This window comes from Cellulomonas septica (genome assembly GCF_012396155.1).
Lineage (GTDB): Bacteria > Actinomycetota > Actinomycetes > Actinomycetales > Cellulomonadaceae > Cellulomonas > Cellulomonas septica.
On sequence record NZ_JAAXOY010000164.1, the window covers coordinates 1 to 6221 of the forward strand.

A 6221-nucleotide genomic window follows, 5' to 3' on the forward strand; every position below is an offset into this window, starting at 1 on the left:
CAGCTCGACGCCCTTCGGGCGGCCCGTGGTGCCCGAGGTGTAGATGATCGTCGCGACGTCCCCCAGCGACGCGATCGACCGCCGGCGCGCGATCTCCTCGTCCGGCACGTCCGCCCCGGCGGCGACGGCTTCCGCGAGGTGTGGCTGCTCAAGCCCGACGTGTCGGGGCTCGTCAGCCTCGGGACGCTCGACGGCCCGACCGGCCGGTTCGACCTGCCCGCGGGTCTCGACCTCGACGAGTTCTCGGTCGTCGACGTCTCCGAGGAGCAGTTCGACGGCGACCCGGCGCACTCGGGCGACTCGATCGTGCGCGGACCGCTGCAGGCCTGATGCATCCAGGCAGGGGTGTCGACCGGAAGTACCGGTGACACCCCCTCCGGGGCGTCCGGCCCGCGCGGGCCGACCTCGACGACGCAGGAGTCGACGATGAAGATCCGACGCACCCTCTCCGCCCTGTGCGCTGCCGCTGTCGCGGCGGGCGCCGGCCTCGCGCTCGCGCCCGCGGCGACCGCCGCCGGCACGACGTCGCTCGCGAGCGTGCTCGCGTCCGACGGCGACACGTTCGACCGCAACTGGTACGACTTCGACATCGTCGACCAGGCGGTGGCCACGGTCCTGGCCGCGAAGCCGGGCAGCCCGGTCGCGGTCCTCGCCGACGGCACGGTCCCGCTCACCGCGTTCATCCCGAACGACCGCGCGTTCCAGGTGCTGGCGAAGGACCTCACGCACCGCTGGTACGGGACCGAGCAGGAGGTCCTCACGGCGATCGCCGGGGCGGTCGGCGTCGACGCCGTCGAGCAGGTCCTGCTGTACCACGTCGTGCCGGGCGCGACGATCGACTCGGCGACCGCGCTCGCGTCGAGCGGCGCGACCCTGACGACCGCGCAGGGGGGCACCATCAAGGTGAAGGTGTGGTCGAAGCGCTACGCGATCGTGCAGCTCAAGGACCAGGACCGCAGCGACCTCGACCCGTTCCTGGTGCGGTCGAAGCTCGACCTCAACGCGGGCAACGTCCAGATCGCACACGGCATCTCGCTGGTCCTGCGCCCGGTCGACCTCTGACGGGTCGCCCGTCGCGCGTGGCAGGAGCCCGGTCCCTGGGCGGGGCCGGGCTCCTGCGTGGGTGCACGGGGGAGGGCCCGTGCGGGTCAGGTCGGGTCAGGGGACCGCGACCTCGGCCGGGACGTAGGCGTACGGCAGCTCGCCGGCCAGCCGTGACGTCGCGCCGTCGAGCTCGAGCTCGAGCGTCGGCGCGAGCGTCCCGCCGTACACGACGTCACCCGGTCCGGGGCCCGTCGGCACGGTGTCGATGAAGCTCTCGACGAGCAGGTTCGGCATCACGTAGTGCGAGTACTGCTGCAGCGGCTGCTCGGGCGGGTTGCCCAGCACGAGCGCGCTGCCGTTCATCGGCCGGTAGTTGCTGCGCAGGCCGGGGCCGACGAAGCCGTAGACGCCGTCCGGTCCGGCCGCGATCTCGCCGGGCTCGGTCAGCCCGGGCGCGAACGTGAACATGTGGCTGATGGTCCACAGGTAGTACTGGCCGTCCCGGACGACGAGGTGCGGTCGTTCGGTCTGCTGGTTGGTGCACTCGGCCGACAGGAGCGGCGGCAGCAGCTTCCACTGCGTGAAGTCGGCGGACCTCAGCTCCATGAGGCCGATGTTGCCGGTGTAGTACCGGGCGTCGGCCGGGGTGACGTGGCCCGGCGGGACGCGTCCGATCTCCGACCGGTCGCACGTGTGCGTGCCGGCGACGCCGCCGTTGTTGCCCTCGAACAGCGCGTACACGCGGTGGTCGGTGGGGTCGCGGAACACGAACGGGTCGCGGAACGCGTAGATGATCGGGCCGGCCTGCGACTGCTCGAGCGTCTGGTAGAGCGTCCCGTCGGCCTCGGCGATGATCTGGTGGTTCTCGAACCCGGTGAACCAGACGCCGTCGTCGTCGGTGTGGATCTGGCCCTGCGCGTGCGCGAGGCGCTGCAGCGCGTCGGTCGGGTCGATGCCGCCGCCGTCGTGGCCGGACGCGGTGTAGAACGCGTGGACGGTGCCGTCGTCGGCGAGGACCGTCGACCCTGCCCACTCACGCGACCCACGGGACGAGCCGGCGGGGAACAGGTCGCCGCCGTACGTCCAGTGCTGGGCGTCCTGCGAGTAGAAGAAGCCGATCTTGGCCTGCCAGTGCCGGTCGCCGAAGAAGATGTCCCGCGGCGCGGTGAGCGAGAAGATGATGTTCCACCCCTCGTACGCGACGGGCTGCATGTTGAGGTCGGTCAGCGGCCAGGTGTCCCAGATCCAGACCTGGTCGGTCATGACCGGGAAGTCGGACGGGATCAGCGGCGCGGTGTTGGTGGCGTCCTGCTCGATCTTGAGGGCGTCGGCGCGCGTCCAGTTGGCGTGGTACGTCGAGCGCGGGCTGAACACCGCGTCGATGCGCTGCCCTCCGCCGACCGACGGACCGGGGAGGCGGTCGGGGTCGGTCACGGCGGCGGTGGGCGTCACGAGCGCGGCGGTCGTCGCGGCTGCGAAGGCGAGCGCGAGCACACCGCGGATGGTGCGGTTCATGGGAGTTCCCCTCGTGCGGGTCCCGTCGGGCGTCGTCGCCCGTCGGGCCGGACGGACCGGCGTCCGATGTGTCGGACGGTGCCGGTGGTGCGGCGCGGAGTCTGAGGGCGCGCCGGGGACACGGTGCGTCCGTCGTCCGGGCGCACCGGTGCGGTGGGGTCGTCGGGAGGGCGACCGACCGGTGGAGCGGCGTGCGCTGTCCTCACACGCCTGAGCGCTGCGTCGGCGTGCGTGGCTGAGGGCACGCCGCAGGTGCGTCGGGCGCACCTGGGGTCCAGGAGATCACGACCTCGTGACTCCCGTTCATTCCGGCGATGACTGCCGGACCGGACCTAGGGAAGCACGGTCCCGGAGCGGTCGCAAGGGTCCGGGACGAAGTCGTCGTCATCCAGTCCTCGTCCGCTTGACAACGTTGTCAGCATCACGCCAGGCTGACGCGGACGGCTCGAGGGGGAGCCGCCCGGACTCGACGAGGAGTACCGCGTGCGCGCACGGACGTTGGCCGCAGTCGCCGGAGGGGTCGTGGTGTCGATGGTCCTCGCGTGCCCCGTGCCGGGGGAGTCCGAGGGCGACGACCCGTATCGGCCGGTCGCGCACTTCGCCCCGGCGCAGCACTGGGTCAACGACCCGAACGGCCCGGTCTGGTACGAGGGTCGCTACCACCTGTTCTTCCAGCACAACCCGGCCGGCGACGTGTGGGGCTCGATCTCGTGGGGCCACGCCGTGAGCGACGACCTCGTGCACTGGGAGGAGCTGCCCGTCGCGATCCCCGCGACCGACGACGAGCTCGTCTTCTCCGGCACCGTCGTCGTGGACCACGGCAACACGAGCGGCCTCGGCGTCGACGGGCGTGACCCGCTCGTCGCGGTCTACACGAGCTACGACCCGACGACGCACGTGCAGGCCCAGTCCCTCGCGTCGAGCACCGACGGCGGCACCACGTGGACCCGCTACCCGGGCAACCCCGTGCTCGACGTCGGCTCGCGCGAGTTCCGCGACCCCAAGGTGCTCTGGTACGCGGACGGCGGCTACTGGGTCATGCTCGTGGTCCTCGCGACCGAGCACGTCGTGCAGCTCTACCGCTCCGACGACCTGCGGTCGTGGACGCACCTGAGCGACTTCGGCCCCGCGCACGCCGTCGGCGGGGTGTGGGAGATGCCCGACCTCGTCGAGCTGCCGGTCGACGGCGACCCGGACCGGACGCGGTGGGTCCTCGTCGTGAGCCTCAACCCCGGCTCGCCCACGGGCGGGTCCGGCACGCAGTACTTCGTCGGCGACTTCGACGGCACGACGTTCACGCCCGACGACCTGCGCGACGACGACGACGTGCCGGCCGGCGACGTGGTCGCCGCGTTCGAGGGGCCCACCTACGGCGACGGCTGGGAGACGACCGGCAGCGCGTTCGGCTCGGGCCCCGTCGCGGGCGCCCTGCCGGGGCAGCACCCGGTGTCCGGCTTCGTCGGGGAGCGGGTCGTCAACAGCTTCCTCGGGGGCGACCGGCCCGTCGGGACGCTGACGTCGCCACCGTTCCGGATCACGCGCAGCCACCTCGCGCTGCTGGTGGGCGGGGGCGACGCGCCCCGCGTGCCGGGCACGGGCGACGGCGGCGCGCCCCCCGGCACGGTGCTGGGCGACTTCGAGGGCGACGGCTTCGCGGGGTGGACCGCGTCGGGCACGGCGTTCGGCGACGGCCCGACGCGCGGCGACGCGCCCTGCCAGGACGGCGTCACCGGCTACCTCGGCACGGGCCTCGCGAGCTCGTACCGCAACGGCACCTCGGGAGACCCGTGCGTGCCCGTGCCCGACACCGGCACCGGCACGCTGACGTCGCCCCCGTTCACGATCGACGCCGATCACGTGAGCTTCCTCGTGGGCGGGGGACCGCACCCGGACACCGCGGTCCGGCTCGTGGTCGACGGGCAGGTCGTGCGGTCCACGTCCGGCCCGCAGAGCGGGACGCTCGACTGGGCGTCGTGGGACGTCAGCGACCTGCGCGGGCGTGAGGCGCGGGTCGAGATCGTCGACGCGTCCACCGACGGCTGGGGGCACGTCCTGGCGGACCACGTGGTGCTGGGCGACGAGCCGGCGCTCCCGCGTGGGGCCGCGGCGTCCGTGGACCTCCTCGTCGACGGGCAGGTTGTGCGCAGCGCCACGGGCACCGGCTCCGAGGCGCTCGACTGGGTGTCGTGGGACGTGCGGGACCTCGTCGGGCGGGACGCCCGCCTGCGCGTCGTCGACTCGGCGACGGGTCCGTGGGGGCACGTGCTGCTCGACCACGTCGTCGCGACCGACGCGGCCGTCCCGCGGCGGCTCGAGCGGTACGACTGGATGGACCACGGCAGCGACTTCTACGCGCCCCTGACGTTCGCCGAGCACCCGGACGGCGACGCGGTCGCGATCGGCTGGATGAGCAGCTGGACGTACGCCGCCGCGACGCCCACGACGGGCTGGCGCGGCGCGATGACGCTCCCGCGACGCCTGTCGCTGCGGACCGTCGACGGGCGCGTGCGCCTCGTCCAGGTCCCGGCTCCCGACGCGTCGGCCCTCGCGAGCGAGCCGCGGTGGACCGTGCGCGACGTGCCGCTCGACGACGCGGTCGTGCCGCTGCCGCGTGCGGCGGGCGACGCGCTGCTGCTCACGGCCGAGCTCGACGTCGCCACCGCCGACGAGGTGGGCCTGCACGTGCGCAGCAAGGACGGGCAGCGGACCGTCGTCGGCTACGACGCGCGCACGGGCCGCCTGTTCGTCGACCGGCGGGCGTCGGGCGTGGTCGACCTGCATCCCGCGTTCCCGGCGGTGCACTCGGCGCCCGTGGACGTCGTGGACGGCCGCGTGCGGCTCACGGTCGTGGTGGACCGGTCGTCGGTCGAGGTGTTCACGCAGGACGGCCTCGTGACGATCACCGACCTGGTGTTCCCCGACGCCGACGCGCAGGTCCAGGAAGTCGGGGTCGGTGCGCCGCCGCTCCCAGCGCCGCTCCGGGTCGCGCACGACGTCGACCAGCGCGACCGGGTCCGGGTGCACCGTGAGGGCCGTGCTGCGCGCGTCGTCCTCGGCGTCGGCGAGGTCGGCGCGGAGCTCCTCGAGGTAGTCGAGGTACCGCTCGCGCTGCAGCCGCCGCGTCCGGGCCGCCGTCCCGCGGCTGCTCAAGGCCATGCCGACGCCGCCGACCAGCGCGACGACCAGCACCATGATCCCGACCAGCACGAACAGCGGGTTGCCGCGCAGCACCAGCATCATCGTCATCGACCCCACCGCGCCGACCACGGGCAGCAGCGACTGCAGGCCCGCGCCACCCGTGGCGTCGTTCGTCTGCGGCGGCGACGCGATTGGCACGTCCGGCGGCTGCTCGAGCGGCCGGACCATGCGGGCGGGTCGGTGGACGAGGACGCGCGTCATGCGACCTGCCCGTCGGCGAGCGCGGACGACGGGTCGCACGCGCGGGCCAGCAGGTGCGACGCGAGCCCCGACCACGCGGCCTTGACCGCGGTGCCGGCGACCACGTCGCCGCGACCGAGCATCGTGTCGTGCGGCACCGTGACCACGCTGACCGGCAGTCCGTCGAGCGCGTCCCGCGCGACCGCGTCCGTCCGCCCGCCCGTCCCGCCGACGTCGACGAGCACGAGGACGACCGCCGGAGCACGCCACCCGCCGTCGAGGCG

The 6221-nt window shown here is 73.7% G+C and carries 4 protein-coding genes and 1 pseudogene; 3 read left to right on the forward strand and 2 right to left on the reverse strand.

Going from position 1 to position 6221, the window contains the following annotated elements; genetic code table 11:
* Positions 1 to 129 (reverse strand): annotated as a pseudogene (locus tag HGA02_RS08270) (AMP-binding protein); the annotation flags it as partial.
* A gap of 9 nt (positions 130 to 138) precedes the next feature.
* Between HGA02_RS08270 and HGA02_RS08275 the strand changes: the two are divergent.
* The gene (locus HGA02_RS08275) at positions 139 to 330 is read left to right on the forward strand and encodes an anti-sigma factor (RefSeq protein ID WP_343035377.1); all 192 of its coding nucleotides are present in this window, start codon (positions 139 to 141) and stop codon (positions 328 to 330) included.
* Positions 331 to 426: 96 nt separating this feature from the next.
* Positions 427 to 1062: a fasciclin domain-containing protein gene (locus HGA02_RS08280; protein WP_168678620.1), complete on the forward strand. Its 636-nt coding sequence runs from the start codon at positions 427 to 429 to the stop codon at positions 1060 to 1062.
* A 96-nt stretch (positions 1063 to 1158) separates the two neighbouring features.
* On the opposite strand, the gene HGA02_RS08285 is transcribed toward HGA02_RS08280, so the two are convergent.
* Complete coding sequence (locus HGA02_RS08285; protein WP_168678621.1) at positions 1159 to 2559, reverse strand: glycoside hydrolase family 68 protein; 1401 nt, start codon at positions 2557 to 2559, stop codon at positions 1159 to 1161.
* A gap of 483 nt (positions 2560 to 3042) precedes the next feature.
* Here HGA02_RS08285 and HGA02_RS08290 point away from each other — a divergent pair.
* Positions 3043 to 6221: GH32 C-terminal domain-containing protein (locus tag HGA02_RS08290; protein WP_343035375.1), on the forward strand; the 3179-nt coding region annotated here is incomplete at its 3' end.

Excerpts from the sequence above, each read along its gene's own strand:
- HGA02_RS08280 (WP_168678620.1), top strand. The coding sequence starts at position 427 with ATGAAGATCCGACGCACCCTCTCCGCCCTGTGCGCTGCCGCTGTCGCG.
- HGA02_RS08285 (WP_168678621.1), bottom strand. The coding sequence starts at position 2,559 with ATGAACCGCACCATCCGCGGTGTGCTCGCGCTCGCCTTCGCAGCCGCG.